The organism is Chromohalobacter sp. 11-W, assembly GCF_029889905.1.
Classification (GTDB): Bacteria; Pseudomonadota; Gammaproteobacteria; order Pseudomonadales; family Halomonadaceae; genus Chromohalobacter.
Genome location: NZ_JARANZ010000002.1, coordinates 26,193 through 42,485 on the forward strand (window position 1 = coordinate 26,193; position 16,293 = coordinate 42,485).

Here is a 16,293-nt window from a genome sequence, read left to right on the forward strand (position 1 = left end):
GGAGTCAGGTATGAAACACGGTCTGAAAAGACTGTGCGGCGCGGGAGCCCTGGTGCTCCCGCTGTCCGTATGGGCTCAGCCCTCGGTCGATGACTTGACCGACCAGTCCAGCAGCATCTATAGCCAGACCGCCGTGCGTGAAGCGTCGAGCGGCGGTGGTGGCAATCTGGCCTTGTTCAATCAGTTGCAGGACAGCCAGCGCGCAATCAAGCAACTGCGCGGCCAGCTCGAGGAATTGCGTTACCAGCTCGAACAGCAGAAGAAGCTTTCGCAAGAACGTTTTCTGGATCTTGAAAAGCGCATCGATGACATGGCATCGCGCTCTGCCTCCTCTAGGAATTCTTCCGGCGTCGATAGCGATGCCGCCGAGTCGGTCTCCGGTAACGCCGCTACCAACGCATCGCAAACAGGTAGCGCTCAAGGGGGCACGTCTGGCGACCAGGGACGCGAAGATTATCAGGCGGCTTTCCAGAAGGTGCAGGCGCGTGAGTTCGATCAGGCAATCCAGGCCTTCGAAGATTTCATCGGTGCATACCCGAATTCCGATTTACGCCCTAACGCGCATTACTGGCTAGGCGAGTTGTATTCCGCGCAATCGCAATTGGACGCGGCTGCCGAGTCTTTCCAGACGGTCATCGATGACTATCCCGGCAGCAACAAGGTCTCGGATGCGCTCTACAAGCTGGGATTGCTCAAGGCACGCCAAGGCCATCCCGATGAAAGCACGAAGCTCCTCGAACGCGTCCGCGACGACTACCCTGATAGTAACGCGGCTGACATGGCCGAGGATTTCCTTAACCAGTCAGACTGATTGACGCTGAACGAGGGAGGCGTCATGGAATGTCATATTGATTATCACCCGCCAGCAAACCTGCTCGAGGGGCGTGTCGTCCTCGTGACCGGCGCGGGATCGGGCATCGGGCGTGCCGCCGCGCGGTCTTTTGCCGAGCATGGTGCCACGCTGATACTGGTCGGGCGTACCCTGGCCAAGCTCGAAGCGGTCTACGATGAGATCGAAACCGCCGGCGGCCCGCAACCCGCGATTTTCCCACTCAACTTCGAGGGGGCGACACTCAAGGAATATCGCGATCTAGCCGAGACACTGGAACGAGAGTTCGGTCGCCTCGACGGCCTCCTTCACAACGCCGGCCTGCTTGGGGAGTTGACGTCTTTCGCGCACTACGACCCGGAACTCTGGGAGCGGGTGATGCAGGTCAATGTCACCGGCCCGGTGTGGATGACGCAGGCGTTACTGCCATTGCTCGAGGCGTCGCGCGATGCCTCGGTGGTGCTGACCTCCTCGAGCGTTGGGCGTAAAGGCCGCGCGCGTTGGGGCGCTTATTCGGTTTCGAAGTTCGCAACAGAAGGGTTCATGCAGATGCTGGCCGATGAACTCGAGCCCACTTCGTCGGTACGCGTGAACACCCTCAATCCAGGGGCGACGCGCACGGCCATGCGACAAGGGGCGTATCCTGACGAGGATCCGGCGACGTTACGCACGCCGCTGGATATCATGCCGACTTACTTGTGGTTGATGGGCCCCGCCAGCCAGGGACGTACGGGGCAGGCATTCGACGCCCAGCCACCCAAGGGTGTGGCGCCGGCTTCCGCGTAGGCGGGGTCGTCAGCCGGTGGGCACAGCCATGTCGCCTTCGCTGGGCCAAAGCGCCTGCGTCAAGCTTTCCGGTGTTTCGAACCAACGATCTACCGGCCAGGTGTCCGGGGCTTCCTCGGCGCCGATATAACCATAGCGTACCGCGATGGCGTGCATGCCTGCCGCCCGCGCCGCTTGCATGTCACGTAGATGGTCACCGATGTACCAGCAATCGATGGGCGCGACACCGAGACGTCGCGCCGCCTCGAGTAGCGGTGCGGGGTCGGGCTTCTTGAGCGGCAGGTCATCTGCAGCCAGCAATACGCCGTGCGTCAGATTCAGTGCTTCGACCAGCGGCGCAGCATAGGCACGCGGTTTGTTGGTCACGATCCCCCAGGGGCGATGTGCGTTATCCCATGCGTTCAACAACGGCTCCAGCCCGGGAAACACGTGGCTGTGTCGCGCCACATCACGCCCGTAGGCCTCAAGCAGAAAGCGCCTCGCCTCGCCATGATCGGCATGAGTAGGTGCCAAGCCCAGCGCCAGTTCTACCAGGGCGCTGCCGCCGTTCGAGACCTGGGCGCGGATAGTCTCATAAGGCAAGGGCGCGAGTCCGTGATGTGTTCGCAAGGCATTAGTGGCTTGCGCCAGATCGGGCGCCGTGTCGACTAGCGTGCCGTCGAGATCGAAAAGCAGCGCCGCCGGCCGGGCGTCGCTCATTGCGCCTCTCCATTGCCCGTCCATTCCGGCGTGCAATGCATCATGTAATTCACGGACACATCGTTGGCCACTAGGCGATAGCGCTTGGTCACGGGGTTATAGGTCAGTCCGGTCTGACGACGCACGCGTAAGCCGGCGTCACGGCACCAGGCCGACAACTCCGCCGGGCGAATGAACTTGTTGTAGGTGTGCGTCCCGCGGGGCAATAGCTGCAACACGTACTCGGCGCCTAGAATGGCGAACATATACGCCTTGGGATTGCGGTTGATGGTCGAGAAAAACAAGTGGCCGCCAGGTTTGACCAGAGTCGCGCATGCCCGCACGACCGCCGCAGGGTCCGGGACATGCTCGAGCATCTCCAGGCAGGTGACGACATCGAACTCACCAGGGTGCTGGGCGGCCATTTCCTCGGCACTGATCTGACGGTAGTCGACCGTCACCTCGCTTTCCTGCTGGTGCAAACGCGCGACAGCGAGCGGCGCTTCTCCCATGTCGATGCCCGTGACTCGAGCGCCGCGATGGGCCATTGCCTCGCTAAGAATGCCGCCACCGCATCCCACATCGATGGCGGTCTTGCCCGCCAGATTGGCCTGCTCATCGATGAAGTTCAGGCGCAGCGGGTTAATCTCATGCAGTGGCTTGAACTCGCTTTCAGGATCCCACCAGCGGCTGGCAAGCGCTTCGAACTTGGCGATCTCGGCGTGATCAACGTTGTTACCGAACGTCTCGCTCATGGGGCTTCCTCTTGGAGAAATGATCGGACCGATGCTGCGGCATACGTATCGAAATCTATGTCTTTATGTGTCGTCACGTGCCGGCACGCTAATAATGCACATTCTACAATGTTACGCGCGGATGTTGAGGGGCGCATTCTGCGAATCTCGACAATGCAAGACAGCGCGAACCTCTTTGCCTGAATACCATCAAAGGAATGCCGAATCGTTGGCGCCGTCGCGCTTTTCACTATGGCATACTGCCGACACTCGACCCTAGAACGCTAAGGAAGGATTCCTCATGATCAAGAAGGCCGTACTCCCCGTCGCTGGACTCGGTACGCGTTGCCTACCAGCCTCCAAGGCCATTCCCAAGGAAATGATCACTATCGTCGACAAGCCGGTCATTCAGTACGTCGTCGAAGAGGCGGTGGCCGCCGGTATCAAGGAAATCGTGTTGGTGACGCACTCCAGCAAAAGCGCCATCGAAAACCATTTCGACAAGAACTTCGAGCTCGAAGCGATGCTCGAGGCAAAGGGCAAGGATGAATTGCTCGCGGAAGTGCGCAACATCGTCCCCGAGGATGTGAGCATCATCGCCGTGCGCCAGCCAGTCGCTCTAGGACTTGGGCACGCGGTACTGTGCGCGCAGTCGGTGATTGGTGACGATCCCTTTGCCGTCCTGCTTCCCGATGTGCTGGTAGATGCTGGCGAGCTATTGCAGAACGATCTGGCCGGCATGATCGAGGCTTATGACAAGAGCGGTCAGGCGCAGATCATGGTCGAGAACGTGCCGCAAGAGATGACCCACAAGTATGGGATCGTCGCGCTCGAGGGCGAGGCACCGGCCCCCGGCGATAGTGCCCCACTGACGGGCATGGTCGAAAAACCCAAGGTGGAGGAGGCGCCTTCCAGCCTGGCAGTGATCGGGCGTTATTTGCTGCCGGCCGCCATCTTCCCGTTGCTGGCCGAAACCAAGCCCGGCGCGGGAAATGAGATCCAGCTTACCGATGCCCTCGAGACCCTGCGCCAGCAGCAGGGCGCCGAAGCTTATCGCATGCGCGGTAATACCTACGATTGCGGGCACCAATTAGGCTACCTGGAAGCCACGCTGGCACTCGCCAAGCGCCATCCGCAGTATGGCGAAGGCTTCCGCTCCCTGTTGAGCCGTTACGCAAACGAGGGCTGATGCCATGCGCGTGAACGTGTATGGAAGCGAGCTATCGGCGGCCGTGGCAGCGGCAGCGCTTTCCTCGGTGGGGCACCAGGTCGATTGGTGCCCGCATCCTGAGGTGCCCTGGCAACGCCTGGAACACGCCGAATGGCTGCTTCGCGAACCGGGGCTCAAGTCCCAGATCGATGCGGGTTGTTGTTCGGGTCTGCTACGCCTGAGCGATACGCCCACGCGGGAAGATGTCGAGATTCATTGGCTGGCGCTGGCCCCGGACCAGCGTGAATCCGCGGAAGCCTATGTGGCCGATATTCCCGCGGCACAAAGCATCCCGCTGGTGATCGTCAATAATTCGACGTTTCCGGTCGGCCACACCGAACGCCTCGAGGCGTTGCTTGGCCACACCGGCCAAGCGGCCGTCGCCTTACCGGACATGCTGGAAGAAGGCCGTGCCTGGGAGACCTTCACCCGCCCAGCACGCTGGTTGCTCGGAAGCGAAGATAGCCAGGCCACCGCTCAGGTACGCGAGCTGCTACGTGCCTTCAATCGTCGCCAGGATGTGTTCCAGCTCATGCCGCGCCGCGCCGCGGAGCTCGCCAAGCTGGCGATCATCGGCATGCTGGCGACACGCATAAGCTATATGAACGAGTTGGCGGGCCTGGCCGACTCGCTGGATGTCGATGTCGAACATGTCCGCCTGGGCATGGGCGCCGATAGCCGTATCGGTTTCGAGTACCTGTATCCCGGTTGCGGTTTCGGCGGTCCCAGCTTCTCGCGCGACCTCATGCGGCTGGCCGATGTCCAGCATGCATCGGGACGCGAGTCGTTGCTGCTCGAGCATGTCCTCGACATCAATGAGCAGAAGAAGGAGACGCTGTTCCGCAAATTCTGGCACCACTTCCATGGCCAGCTTTTCGAGCGACGCGTCGCTATCTGGGGAGCGGCGTTCAAGCCTGGCACCACCCGCATCGATCAAGCGCCGGTGCTCACCTTGATCGATGCGTTGTTGGCGCAGGGCGTCAACGTCAGCATTCACGATCCCGAGGCGTTACCAGCACTGCGTGAGCTCTACGAGCAGCATCCTCGCGTACGCTTTTGCGATGATGATTTCTACGCCGCTTGTGAAGGCGCGGATGCTCTGATGCTGGTCACCGAGTGGAAATGCTACTGGAATCCCAATTGGCGCCGCCTAAGCGAACTCATGACCACGCCATTGATTCTTGATGGCCGCAACATCTTCGATCCCGATTATGTCGCGTCACGTGGCTTGATTTATCGCGGTATCGGTCGGCGAGCGGATCCGACCAACGCCTGAACGATGCACGCCTCGTCGAAGCGGGGCGTGCACGATACGCGTCGATACACTGCTTATCTCGACGGGCGATCAATCATTGAAGTTTTGGGAGATGAAGTCCCAGTTGATGACATTCCACACGGCGTCCAGATATTTTGGACGCGCATTGCGATAATCGATGTAGTAGGCATGCTCCCAGACATCAATGGTCAGCAGAGGCGTTTGGCCGTGTGCGATGGGGCAGTCGGCATCGTCGGTGTTGCTGATGTCCACGCCGCCGTCGGCGGTCTTGATCAACCAGGTCCAGCCAGAGCCGAAATTACCCGCCGCTTTGGCATTGAACGCTTCCTTGAACTGCTCGAAGGAACCGAACGCCGCTTTGATCGCATCGCCTAACGCGCCCTTGGGTTCGCCGCCCCCCTGCGGAGACAGACAGTGCCAGTAGAAAGTATGGTTCCATACTTGGGCCGCTTGATTGAACATGACGCCGGAAGCCGATTGAATGATCTCTTCGAGTGACTTATCCGCGTCGGCAGTGCCCTGGGTCAGCTCATTGAGCTTGCTCACGTAGGCTTGATGGTGCTTGCCGTAGTGATATTCCAGTGTTTCGGCGGAGATATGCGGTTCGAGCGCGTTTTTCTCGTACGGCAGGGCGGGCAGTTCGAATGCCATGATGTTCTCCTCACTTAAAAACCTTACAATACCAAGCATCTGCGTTCTCAGCGGCGCCCGGTATCTTAGCACTGGCCCCGGTAAGCGCCAATTTCGCCACACGAGTGTGATGCGCCAGGGTATTGATAAATAACGTAGTCGAGACGAGAGCCGAGCATGTCTGAACGATCGGAAGGAACACGTCAGGAACCGCGTATCGTGCCCGAGCGCGATACCGATCCCATTGCCGAGGGGCGCCTCGACAGCCGTCCACGCCGTGGCAGCAACGGTACGCGGCGTCGGCGCTCACGCGTCTGGCCACTGTGGTGCCTGACGTTACTTCTCATCGCGGCCCTGGCGGGGGTTGCGAGTTTTTACTGGCAAGACCGTCAAGCCTGGCAGGTGCGGCTTTCCAACCTCGAAGCACGGCAAAACACCTTGACCGATCGCCTCGACGCCACGGGCAGCTCGCTGGATGCCTCCGGGGACAGCCTGCGCGATGAACTGGACCGGCTACGTTCCGAATTGGACGCCTCCCGGGCCGTGATCGGCAACCTGGAAAACAAGGTTAGCGAACTGGAAGAAGGTACGGGATCGAGCCGTGTCCTGGAGGACTTGCGCGAGACGCAAGACATGCAGCAAACGCTCATTGCCGCCCAGCAATCCTCACTCAAGGCCCTGGAAAGCACCGGCGAGGATGCGCGTGCCACCTTGTCGTCACGCTTGGAGTCTCTCTCCTCGCGCCAGGAAGAGCAGGGCGGTGGGCTCGAGACGCTGACACAGCGTCTCGAGGAGCTGGCCGGCACACGTCAGGCCCGTGGCGAAACGCTTGACGACCTGCAAGAGAACCTCGACGATCTGAGCGCTCGGGTCGCGTCACTATCCGGCGATCACGATGAAGTCGCCAATGAGGTCGCTAGCATTCAGGACGATCTACGGGAACTTCGCCAGGGACAATTGGCTCTCAATGCCAATGTGGAAGCACTTTCCGCTTCTCAGTAATGCCGCCATCGGCTAATCACGCGATCTCACGACAAGGATTGAGTCATTGGAAATCAGCCGAGATCAACGCCCGGGTTTTATCGCCCCTTCACTGGTGGACGTTGTCGATCAGCAACGCTGGGGAGGCTGACGTCGATGCGCCACTCCATGACACGGCGCATTCTGTGGGGAGCGGCATTGAGTGTCGTTACGTCCAGTGCCTATGCATTGGACGCGTCCGTTGAGGGGCTCGAAGGCCCCGCCGCCGACAATGTCGTCACGTTTCTGCGCGCGGTCGATACCCAGAACATCAGCGAGGAGCGTCTGGATAGCGAGGTCCGCGATCGCACCCAACGGGCATTGCGTGCCTTCGGCTATTACTCACCTGAGATTGAAACGGCGTATCCCGACGGCACGTTCGATGCCGACGCCGTCATCACCATCGACCCCGGCCCCCAGACACATATCACCCAGCTCGACGTGGGCATCGATGGTGAGGCCCACGAGGACAGCGCCTTTCAGCGCGCACTCAGTCAAGTGGCGCTCAAGGAAGGCGATGCATTACGCCATGATCGTTATGAAAGCACCAAGAGCCGCTTTTCCACGCTGGCGCTCGAACGTGGCTATTTCGATGCCGGCTTTACACAACGGCGGATGGAAGTGCGCCCCTGGGAGGCCAGTGCCCGTATTTTCCTGAGAATGGATAGTGGGCCGCGTTATCATTTCGGCAACATTCGTTTCTCGGGAAGCCAGATCGAAGAAGCCCGCCTGCGTCGCATGCTGCCGTTTGAAGACGGCGATCCCTATCTGGCCGGGCAACTAGCCGAGTACAACCAGCGTCTGGGGGAAACCGACTGGTTTCGCGGCATCGCCGTACGCCCACGCATCGATAGCGGCGGGCGTGGCGCGAATAGCGGGCAATGGTGGCAAGAAGCCACCGGGCGTAGGCCCCCCTTGATGAGTGGCCCGGGCCTCGCCGCCGTGCGCCAACTCCATGGTCAGCAGCCCACCGACGTGCCGGTCGACGTCACTGTCATTCCCGCCGACCGCCACCAGTTCGAAACCGGGATCGGCTATGCCACCGATGTGGGGCCACGCGTTCAATTCAGTTGGGACATGCCCTGGCTCAATGAGCGTGGCCACAGCCTCTCGAATGCCTTGTATCTCTCGGGGCCCGAGCAGCGCTTCGACGGTGAGTATTTGATGCCGCTGGCAAACCCGCTGCGCGATAGCTACCGCCTCGGCTATGGTCTACGTAAACTCGACAACGAGGACACCCAAAGCCTGGAGAGTTCGGTCGAGCTGGCACGGCGCTGGAAATTCGACAACGACTGGGTGCAAGAACTCTATTTTCGTACCACATACGAGGATTTCACCCAGGCGGATCAGGACGAACAAGTCTTGCTGCTTTATCCAGGCATCAGTTGGACCCGTACGCGCACGCGGCAACCCAATTTCCCCATGTGGGGGGATCGGCAACGGCTGGCGTTGGAGGTCTCCGATCCCACGTGGGGGTCGGACGCGCGCTTCTTGCGCACTACGTTCGACTCGCAATGGATTCGCTCGCTGGGGCAGGACAACCGATTCGTCGGTCGTGTGGGTGGTGGCGCCATGGCGACCGACACCTTCGACAAGATTCCTCCATCACTGCGTTTCTTCGCCGGGGGCGATCAAAGCGTGCGCGGCTACGGCTACGAGAGCCTGTCGCCGGAGAACGATGACGGCGAGCTGCTCGGGGGCCAGCACATGCTGACCGCCAGCGCCGAGTATCAGCGGCGAGTCACCGGCAACTGGTGGGGAGCAACATTCATCGACACCGGCAATGCCTTCGATGAATGGTGGCCCGAAGAACTCAAGACCGGTGCGGGTATCGGTGTGCGATGGATTTCGCCCGTAGGCCCCGTACGTTTCGATATCGCCCATCCTTTCGACAATGAGGAGGACGCGTGGCGTCTGCACTTCGCCATCGGACCGGAATTCTGATCCGTACACTGATTTACGTACCGCTGTGGCTCTTGGGACTGGTGTTGTTGTTGCTCGGGGTGGCCTTGTCGCCCTGGGGGACCGCATGGTTGACCGATCAAGGTCAGTCACGCGGCTGGTACGAGGTCGAAGAGGTAGAAGGAGCACCGCTGGACACGCTGACGCTACGCGGCCTGCATCTCGATATCGGCTCTCTCACCCTCGATGTCGAGCGCTTGCATCTGAGCTGGGCCGACGATTGTCTGCTGGACGGCAAACTCTGTCTTCAGGGGCTGCAAGTCGAGGGGGCGCACATCGTCTTGGCGTCCGGCAATGCTAGTGACGATGCTCAGCCTGATGCAGCGCCAGGCGGGGGCATGCCCGCGCTCTGGTTTCCGTTTCCCATCGAGATACGCGCCCTCGGGCTCGAGGACGTACGCGTCGAGTTGGCCGATGGTACGCAGTTGCAATGGGATGATTTCACCACCGGCGCGCGCATCTCCGGCAACGACCTCACATTACTGCCCACCCGCCTGGAGGGGACGCAACTGTACCTGCCGATGAGCGAAGGGCAGCGCCTGACCCAAGGGATGGCATCGCCGAGCATTCCGGCAGGTGCTATCGATGCAGCCTCACAGGCAGCGGGGAGCTCTGCCGAGGCCTCCGCAACCGATAAAGCATCTGCGGTCAATGAGGCGTCTGCGGTGGGTAGTAGGACATCCGATACCGACGCCGAACAACAACGCTTGGCCTTGCCCGAGATCGACTTGCCTCTCGATATTCGCGCTCCGAGTCTAGTGATCGACGACTTCCAGTTGCGTGGTGCAACGTCCTACCATCTGATGCAAGCCACGCTGTCGCTTTCCACCGAAGGTAGCGATGTCGCCATTCATCGGCTGCACGTGCGCAGCGATGACGGTGAGGCGGAACTGGCCCTGCAGACGACTCTGAGCGGCGACTACCCCCTCCATGGCAACTTGGAAGCGCATATCGCGCGTGCTCCGTTGGCCGGTCAGCGGGCCGAGTTGACGTTGGATGGCTCCCTGGCCGATCTGGCGCTCGACCTCGACGCCAGTGGCCCCGTCACGGCTACGCTGAAAGGTACGGTCGATGCACTGGCGCCGACCTTGCCATTCTCCTTATCGCTCGATGCCAACGACATCACCTGGCCGCTGGCGGGCACGCTCACCGCGCCTGAGCTCGCTGTGCAGAGCCGCCTGGATGCCGCCGCAGTATCGGCATCGCAGCACGTGGGCGCAGGCAAGCCAGCCTATCGGCTCGACACCCTCCATCTCGACGCCGATGGCTCTCTGGAGGATTATCGTGTCGCACTCGACTTGACGGCGCGTGGGGACGGGCTCCCCGAAAGCCGGTTGACGCTTGATGGCCGTGGCGACGCGTCGCACTTCGCCTGGTCACCGCTCACGCTCCAGGCCGAAGGCGGTACCTTGAGCGGTCGTGGCCAAGTGGACTGGGCCTCGGCGCTATCGGTGGAAAGCGATCTCCAATTCGACAAGCTGCCCGTGGGCGCCTTCACCGGGGCCGTCGACGGGACGCTCAACGGCAAGGCGCGCATCGGCTTCGACATGCAGCCTCAAGGCTGGCGGCTGCGCATACCGCAGTTGGCCATCGATGGCACCTTGCAAGACAGGGCCCTACGCTTGAACGCCAAACTCAGTGGCAATAGCCAGATGCAATGGGCGATCGACCAGCTCGACCTGCGTCAGGGCGATAACCGCATCACCGCGGAAGGCAACATCGGGCAACGTTTGGATCTGCGCAGTCGTATCGAGGCGCCGCGACTCTCTACGCTTTGGCCCGGGCTCGGAGGCGCCTTGCAGGGCGATCTCAATGCCCAAGGCTCCCTCAAATCACCACGTCTCGACCTCGACATGACCGGCGAGGCGCTGCGCTATCAGACGCAACAGCTCCAGTCCCTGTCGCTGAAGGCGCAGAGCGAAGGGGTCGACGACCCGCGCGTGAATGCCGACCTGTCTATCGAAGGGCTCGAGGCCGGCGGTCAGCGTGTCGACGCTCTGAGCGTCGCGCTGACGGGGCGTCTCTCCCAGCACACGCTGGAGCTCGATGCGCAGCTGGGAAGCGGCCTGCCGCTCTCACGCGCGAGTCTCACACTTGACGGCCAGTACGACGCAGACGCGCAGCGCTATCGCGGGTCGCTGGCGCCTCTCGAGCTGGCGACCGAATACGGCGATATCGCGCTCGGTGACGCCCTGGACTTCGATGCCGATATCGCCGCCCAACGTGTGACGCTCTCGCCGTTCTGCCTGGTTCGCCAGCAGGGCGGCGAGGCGTGTCTCGTCGAACAGGCACGGCTCTCCGCCGATACCGGCGACGCATCACTGGCCTTGCGCGACATTCCCATGGACCTGCTTGCCGACAAACTACCGTCGGGCTGGCGCGTGGACGGCAAGACCCAGGGCGAGGCCAATCTGAGCTGGCAACAGGCGGGCCAGCAGTGGCATGCCGAGGGGCAGATCGATAGCCAACTGGACGTCACCGGCGAAGATGCGCGTGGCAATCCCTGGGAACTGCCGGACAGCCGCCTCGCGGCAACGTTCGATGCCACGCCATCTCGCGCCGATACACGACTGACACTCGATCAGGGCGACACCGGGCAATTGGCGCTGACGCTGGGTATCGACGATCCGCTTGGCGAAGCCGCCTTGGAAGGGCGCCTGCAAGTCACCGACATCGCTTTCGCCCCGTACCGTGCCCTCGTCGAAGGCTTGTCCGAGCTCGAAGGATCGCTCGCCGGCGATATCACCTTCGCGGGGACGTTACGCCAGCCCGACCTCGATGGCGAGCTAACAGCCGAAGGCGTAAAAGCGCGTGGCGCAGCCCTTCCCGTCGCGATACGCGATGCCCGCCTGGGCATCGACTTTGCTGGACAACGCGCCGACATCGAAGGGTTTGTGGCCGGTGAGAAAGGGCGGCTCAACCTGGATGGCGAGGCCGACTGGCAGGATCCCTCGGCCTGGCAGGCACGTCTAGGCATCGAGGGGCAGGACGATCCGCTGGAGGTCAGCCTGCCGAACTTCGGGCGTTTGCGTGTTGCCCCGGATCTGCGTGTCGATGCCAATCCAGACCGCTTGCAAGTCCGCGGCGATGTCGATGTGCCCTGGGCGCGCCTGGAAGTAGGTAAGATTCCGCCTTCCGCCGTGGCACCTAGCAGCGACGAGGTCATCATCACGCGTGAGGAGGATGCCGCCCAGGAAAAAGCCGCGGCCCAAGCGCTCTCAGATGCCGGCATGGCACTGGATATCAGCGTCATGCTGCATCTCGGTCCGGACATGAGCCTCGAAGCCTATGGCCTCGAGTCACAGTTGGAAGGCCAACTCGAAGTACGCCAGAGCAGTGGCCCCGTGCAGTTGTTCGGCGATGTCAACTTGGTTGACGGTAGTTACACTGCATTCGGGCAGGACTTGATCATTCGCCAGGGACAGATTCTGTTCAGCGGCCCGGCGTCACAGCCGCGTCTGCAATTCGAGGCGATTCGCAATCCCGACACCATCGAGGACGACGTGACCGCAGGGTTACGCGTCACGGGCCGTGCGGAGAACCCGCAACTGAGCATCTTCTCGGAACCTGCGATGTCGGAAAGCCGGGCCCTTTCCTATCTGCTTAGAGGCCGAGCACCGGGTGATGCCGGCGGCGATGGGGCACTGACCTCGGCGCTGATCGGGCTCTCGCTGTCGCAAAGCGGACGCGCCGTGGGCCAGCTCGGTCAGGCATTCGGGGTCGACGATTTAAGTCTCGACACCTCGGGCTCGGGCGAGGATAGTCAGGTCGTCGTCAGCGGCTATGTCTTCGATGACTTGAAAGTTGGCTACGGCGTTGGCATTTTCTCCCCCATCGCCGAGCTGACACTGCGCTATCGTCTGATTCAGAACCTGTACCTAGAAGCGGTATCCGGCGCGGCTCAGGCAATCGATTTGATCTATACCTTCAGCCTCGGGCGCAGCAGCGCTTCGCCTTGAGGCCACTGCCGCAGGGACACGCGGCATTGCGGCCGATGTCGAGGCGGCGCCACTGGGCGTCGCCGTCGACATAGAACCACTGGTCGGCATGAGTGACGAACCGGAAGCGGCTGATCTCGGTAAGGCGCTGAAAGCCATCGGTGTCGATGAAATCGGCACTGAACGTCACCGTGCCTTTCTCGCCTTGTTGGGTGCTGTCATGGACGATCAGCTTAAGCCAACGTGCTGTGTTCGTGGCCAGTGAGTCGCGGGTGGGGCATGTGGCGGGATCCCAGGTAGCGATCAACGCGTCGTACGCATCGCGCGCGAAGGCGCTATAGCGTGCTCGCATCAGCGCCTCGGGTGTCCGCGCGCGGCGCGGATCCTCATGGATCGGCGCGCAGCATTCATCGAAGCGCCGTGGTTGCCCGCAGGGGCAGGTGTCGGACGCTTTTTTACTCATCGTCATGCGAGATTTTCCCTATGTGGCCACAAGAATCGCTCGAGCTTCCCACGCCGGAAACGGCACTCAAGGGGCGTGATACGCCCATACGTATCAGCGGCACTCATTATGTCAACGGCCGCTCGATGTTGTCGCCATTCCCAGAAGGGCATGAGGAAATCGTGCTAGGGCTTGGCTGTTTCTGGGGTGCAGAGCGTCTGTTCTGGGAAATGCCAGGTGTTTACGTAACAGCCGTGGGGTACGCTGGCGGCTATACGCCCAACCCGACCTACGAGGAAACGTGTACTGGGCATACCGGACACGCCGAGGTGGTCCACGTCGTGTTCGATCCTACCGAAATCGGGCTGCCCGAATTGCTGCGTGCTTTCTGGGAGGCGCACGACCCGACGCAAGGCATGCGGCAAGGCAACGACATCGGCAGCCAGTATCGGAGCGTCATCTACACCACGGATGAGCTACAGCGCCCACTGGTCGACAAGAGCTGGCAAGAATACGACCAGGCCCTGCGCCAGCAGGACCGTGGCCACGTTACGACGGAAGTGGCACCGCTCGAAGCCTTCTACTATGCGGAAGAGTATCACCAGCAGTATTTGGCCAAAAATCCGGCGGGATATTGCGGCCTCAAGGGCACGGGAGTGGCCTGTCCGGTGACGTGAAGCACTAGATTTCTTACTGGGTCATTAACCGTTGGGCCCCGCCGCCAGCGAGTGATGCGGGGCCAGATGCGCGGCCCAGCATTCCAATTGCCACGCAACACGCCGTGCCAACCAGGAGCCGAGTCGGCCCTGGCGTGACTCAACGAAGCCGACATGCCCACCCTGGCGGGCGATTTCTAGTCGCACGGCATCGGCCGGGGCCGGCAGCCGGGAGAACAGATCGGCGGGCATGAAGGGATCATCCGCGGCGTGTAGGAGCAGGGTCGGCAATTCTATGTCACCCAACAGCCGACCGGCGGACGCGCGCTGATAATAGTCACTGGCCGACTGAAAACCATGCAAGGGAGCTGTGACCGCGTTGTCGTATGCCCAGAACGTCTCCAGGCCCTCGAGCTGTCGCGCGCTGAGTGTGATCGGGAGGGGGCCGGCCGCCAACTTGGTGGTGACCTTGCGTTTGAGAGCGTGGAGCAGATGACGCTGATAGACACGAGAAAAACCGCGGTTGAGCGCATCGGCGCTGGCCGCCAGATCGAGTGGCGCACTGATGGCAATGGCCCCGGCGAGATCGAGGCCGTCACCGCCTTGCTCGGCGACTAACTTGACAAGCATGTTGCCTCCCAACGACACACCGGCCGCCACCTTGATGGCGCGTGGATAACGTAGCGCCAACTGCCCAATGACCCAATAGGCATCCGCCGTATCGCCCGAGTGATAGGCCCGGGCCAGCCGATTAGGCGCCTGACCACAGCCACGAAAGTGCATCAGTACCGCCCGCCAGCCCATCTCACTCGCCGCACGCATCAACTCGCGTGCATACGGGGAGTCGAATGAGCCTTCCAAGCCATGAAACAGTACGAACACCGGCGCGTCCGCTCGCGTGGGGGCCGGCAGGGCCCAGGCAAGCTCGACGAAGTCGCCATCGGGTAGGTTAATGATTTCCGTTTCTCGCGCCAGCGAGGGCAACGGGAGAAAGCGAGGCAACAGGGTCTGCACATGGCGATTACCCAAGCCTCTTGGCGCGCAAAAATCGGCGGAAAACAGCGTGCGTGACATCGGTGCGGCTCTTGCGAATCTATCTGTAGCTTAGGCACTTTTCAGACAATGCCTAACGTTTTGCGCTTGCTTGGCAGGTACTCATCAGGCATTGCCGTACGTTGCCTCGAGTTGTTGCCATAAACCGGGCAAACCGGGGTGACGTGAATCCTTGCGCGCGTACAAGCGCAGATCCAGCGGGACATCCCAACGCTCATCGCCAGCGCGCACCAGTTCGCCATTGGCCATCGGGGTGGTGACACTGCGCTGCGGCAGCCATCCAAGCCCGTAGCCTTGTACCACCAGCTCGCGAATATTGGTGGCCTGCACACTTTCATTGAGCGTATTCAGGTAGACGGCATCCGGCTGGCGGCCGAGATGCGCCTCGAGCGCGGCCGCCATCAACCCTCGTGGATGAAAGGCGATCAGCGGTTGAGGCTGGCGGCGCGTTCCCGGTAACGAGAAGCGTGAGCGCCCCTCGGCATCGGGGGCGCTGACCGGAACGAGCCGCTCTTCGCCTAGGCTTAGGTATTTAAGCTCGCTCATTTCCAGATCGAGGGCTATCCGCCCGCGTGGCCAGTACAATAGCGCTAAATCACATTCGCTGCGTTCCAGTCCATGTAGATAATCGCCGATCAGCCAGCTCGTAGCACGCAAATAGGGCGATATCGCCGGTGTAAGAGCATGCTGTTCGAGCCAGCCTGGCAAAAAATTCGACACCAAACTCTGTGGCGCGGCCAGTAGGATGCGTCTGGCCTCGTCGGTGGCAATCGACTGTAAACGGTCACGCGTCAATCGCACGCGCTCGGTGATCTGCTCGCAAAGCGCTAGAAACTCCTCGCCAGCCGGCGTCAGACTCAACGGCAACGTTTGGCGGTTGATCAAGGTGGTTCCCATTTCCTCCTCGAGCAGCTTGATACGCCGCGAGAAGGTCGGTTGGGTCACGTTCTGGGCATCGGCGGCCCGGGAAAAATGGCGTTCCCTGGCCAGCACGATGAAGTCTTCGAGCCAGCGAATTTCCATTTTCAGACGCCATCCATCATCGTTAACGCCGCACGCCAGCCGAAGCGTGCAGCGTC

At 61.4% G+C, this 16,293-nt stretch carries 14 protein-coding genes; 8 read left to right on the forward strand and 6 right to left on the reverse strand.

Annotation, left to right across the window (positions count from 1 at the left end; all coding sequences use genetic code 11):
* Window positions 1-10 precede the first annotated feature (10 nt).
* A complete protein-coding gene (gene ybgF, locus OP494_RS02845) occupies window positions 11-811 on the forward strand; it encodes a tol-pal system protein YbgF (protein WP_280539212.1) in 801 nt (266 codons plus the stop codon).
* A 24-nt stretch (window positions 812-835) separates the two neighbouring features.
* The gene (locus OP494_RS02850; protein ID WP_280539213.1) at window positions 836-1,615 is read left to right on the forward strand and encodes a YciK family oxidoreductase; all 780 of its coding nucleotides are present in this window, start codon (window positions 836-838) and stop codon (window positions 1,613-1,615) included.
* A gap of 9 nt (window positions 1,616-1,624) precedes the next feature.
* Here OP494_RS02850 and OP494_RS02855 read toward each other — a convergent pair whose 3' ends face one another.
* Together OP494_RS02855 and ubiG are read right to left on the reverse strand one after the other, a co-directional pair.
* Window positions 1,625-2,314, reverse strand: coding sequence for an HAD-IA family hydrolase (locus OP494_RS02855; RefSeq protein WP_280539214.1), 690 nt, complete (start codon window positions 2,312-2,314; stop codon window positions 1,625-1,627).
* Window positions 2,311-3,048, reverse strand: coding sequence for a bifunctional 2-polyprenyl-6-hydroxyphenol methylase/3-demethylubiquinol 3-O-methyltransferase UbiG (gene ubiG, locus OP494_RS02860; protein WP_280539215.1), 738 nt, complete (start codon window positions 3,046-3,048; stop codon window positions 2,311-2,313). Before ubiG ends, OP494_RS02855 begins: the two co-directional genes overlap by 4 nt.
* A 280-nt stretch (window positions 3,049-3,328) precedes the next feature.
* Between ubiG and galU the strand changes: the two genes are divergently transcribed.
* The gene (gene galU / locus OP494_RS02865) at window positions 3,329-4,216 is read left to right on the forward strand and encodes a UTP--glucose-1-phosphate uridylyltransferase GalU (protein ID WP_280539216.1); all 888 of its coding nucleotides are present in this window, start codon (window positions 3,329-3,331) and stop codon (window positions 4,214-4,216) included.
* Window positions 4,217-4,220: 4 nt separating this feature from the next.
* Window positions 4,221-5,513: a nucleotide sugar dehydrogenase gene (locus OP494_RS02870; protein ID WP_280539218.1), complete on the forward strand. Its 1,293-nt coding sequence runs from the start codon at window positions 4,221-4,223 to the stop codon at window positions 5,511-5,513.
* A gap of 69 nt (window positions 5,514-5,582) precedes the next feature.
* Here OP494_RS02870 and OP494_RS02875 read toward each other — a convergent pair whose 3' ends face one another.
* Window positions 5,583-6,164: a Fe-Mn family superoxide dismutase gene (locus OP494_RS02875; protein WP_280539219.1), complete on the reverse strand. Its 582-nt coding sequence runs from the start codon at window positions 6,162-6,164 to the stop codon at window positions 5,583-5,585.
* A 156-nt stretch (window positions 6,165-6,320) separates the two neighbouring features.
* Here OP494_RS02875 and OP494_RS02880 point away from each other — a divergent pair, with 156 nt between their 5' ends.
* The 3 genes from OP494_RS02880 (at window position 6,321) to OP494_RS02890 (ending at window position 13,084) form a co-directional block, all read left to right on the forward strand.
* Window positions 6,321-7,145, forward strand: coding sequence for a hypothetical protein (locus OP494_RS02880; protein ID WP_280539220.1), 825 nt, complete (start codon window positions 6,321-6,323; stop codon window positions 7,143-7,145).
* A gap of 135 nt (window positions 7,146-7,280) precedes the next feature.
* Window positions 7,281-9,107, forward strand: coding sequence for an autotransporter assembly complex family protein (locus tag OP494_RS02885; protein WP_280539221.1), 1,827 nt, complete (start codon window positions 7,281-7,283; stop codon window positions 9,105-9,107).
* Window positions 9,071-13,084, forward strand: a complete 4,014-nt coding sequence (locus tag OP494_RS02890) for a translocation/assembly module TamB domain-containing protein (RefSeq protein WP_280539222.1) — start codon at window positions 9,071-9,073, stop codon at window positions 13,082-13,084. The genes OP494_RS02885 and OP494_RS02890 overlap by 37 nt, the downstream gene beginning before the upstream one ends.
* On the opposite strand, the gene OP494_RS02895 is transcribed toward OP494_RS02890, so the two are convergent.
* Window positions 13,053-13,532 carry a YchJ family metal-binding protein gene (locus OP494_RS02895; protein ID WP_280539223.1) on the reverse strand — a complete coding sequence of 160 codons (480 nt, stop codon included), beginning with the start codon at window positions 13,530-13,532 and terminating at the stop codon, window positions 13,053-13,055. The genes OP494_RS02890 and OP494_RS02895 overlap by 32 nt on opposite strands.
* Before the next feature lie 14 nt (window positions 13,533-13,546).
* Between OP494_RS02895 and msrA the strand changes: the two genes are divergently transcribed.
* Entirely contained in the window at window positions 13,547-14,182 is a 636-nt protein-coding gene (gene msrA, locus OP494_RS02900) for a peptide-methionine (S)-S-oxide reductase MsrA (RefSeq protein ID WP_280539224.1), read from the forward strand.
* A 24-nt stretch (window positions 14,183-14,206) separates the two neighbouring features.
* Here msrA and OP494_RS02905 read toward each other — a convergent pair whose 3' ends face one another.
* Both OP494_RS02905 and OP494_RS02910 read right to left on the reverse strand, forming a co-directional pair.
* Window positions 14,207-15,235, reverse strand: a complete 1,029-nt coding sequence (locus OP494_RS02905; protein ID WP_178998661.1) for a hydrolase — start codon at window positions 15,233-15,235, stop codon at window positions 14,207-14,209.
* Window positions 15,236-15,319: 84 nt separating this feature from the next.
* The gene (locus OP494_RS02910) at window positions 15,320-16,237 is read right to left on the reverse strand and encodes a LysR family transcriptional regulator (protein WP_247621390.1); all 918 of its coding nucleotides are present in this window, start codon (window positions 16,235-16,237) and stop codon (window positions 15,320-15,322) included.
* Window positions 16,238-16,293: the final 56 nt, after the last annotated feature.

Coding starts and splice junctions, on each gene's coding strand:
- ybgF (WP_280539212.1), top strand. CDS start 11: ATGAAACACGGTCTGAAAAGACTGTGCGGCGCGGGAGCCCTGGTGCTC.
- OP494_RS02870 (WP_280539218.1), top strand. CDS start 4,221: ATGCGCGTGAACGTGTATGGAAGCGAGCTATCGGCGGCCGTGGCAGCG.
- ubiG (WP_280539215.1), bottom strand. CDS start 3,048: ATGAGCGAGACGTTCGGTAACAACGTTGATCACGCCGAGATCGCCAAG.
- OP494_RS02850 (WP_280539213.1), top strand. CDS start 836: ATGGAATGTCATATTGATTATCACCCGCCAGCAAACCTGCTCGAGGGG.
- OP494_RS02855 (WP_280539214.1), bottom strand. CDS start 2,314: ATGAGCGACGCCCGGCCGGCGGCGCTGCTTTTCGATCTCGACGGCACG.
- msrA (WP_280539224.1), top strand. CDS start 13,547: ATGTGGCCACAAGAATCGCTCGAGCTTCCCACGCCGGAAACGGCACTC.
- OP494_RS02880 (WP_280539220.1), top strand. CDS start 6,321: ATGTCTGAACGATCGGAAGGAACACGTCAGGAACCGCGTATCGTGCCC.
- OP494_RS02910 (WP_247621390.1), bottom strand. CDS start 16,237: ATGGAAATTCGCTGGCTCGAAGACTTCATCGTGCTGGCCAGGGAACGC.
- OP494_RS02895 (WP_280539223.1), bottom strand. CDS start 13,532: ATGACGATGAGTAAAAAAGCGTCCGACACCTGCCCCTGCGGGCAACCA.
- OP494_RS02905 (WP_178998661.1), bottom strand. CDS start 15,235: ATGTCACGCACGCTGTTTTCCGCCGATTTTTGCGCGCCAAGAGGCTTG.
- OP494_RS02875 (WP_280539219.1), bottom strand. CDS start 6,164: ATGGCATTCGAACTGCCCGCCCTGCCGTACGAGAAAAACGCGCTCGAA.
- galU (WP_280539216.1), top strand. CDS start 3,329: ATGATCAAGAAGGCCGTACTCCCCGTCGCTGGACTCGGTACGCGTTGC.
- OP494_RS02885 (WP_280539221.1), top strand. CDS start 7,281: ATGCGCCACTCCATGACACGGCGCATTCTGTGGGGAGCGGCATTGAGT.